This is a genomic window from Halomonas sp. SIMBA_159 (assembly GCF_046536035.1).
Lineage (GTDB): Bacteria > Pseudomonadota > Gammaproteobacteria > Pseudomonadales > Halomonadaceae > Vreelandella > Vreelandella venusta_A.
The window spans coordinates 1-255 of the sequence record NZ_JAWJBT010001031.1; the positions used below are offsets into that span (position 1 = coordinate 1).

The 255-nt window shown below is 50.6% G+C and carries 1 protein-coding gene; it reads left to right on the forward strand.

The genetic code is table 11. The features are described from left to right. Positions 1 to 255 (forward strand): citrate/2-methylcitrate synthase (locus R0J87_RS22400; RefSeq protein ID WP_498889077.1); only part of this gene is annotated, 255 nt, incomplete at both ends.

The following is a 255-nucleotide window of genomic DNA, read 5'->3' on the forward strand; positions in this document are numbered from 1 at the left end:
CCTATCAACACGGTGAATTCAACGAGTTGAATAGCCAAGAACAAGCCATCGCCCTGACAGCTGCCATTCCCGTCATGGCGGCCCTCTTGTACCGGAAGAGCATCGGCTTGGAATTCGTCGCGCCAAAAAGCGAACTTGGCCATACCGCCAATTATTTATGGATGATCAAAGGGCAAATCCCTACAGCCGCCCAAACTGAAGCTTTGGAAACCTACGTGAACTTGACGATGGAACACGGCATGAATGCCTCTACTT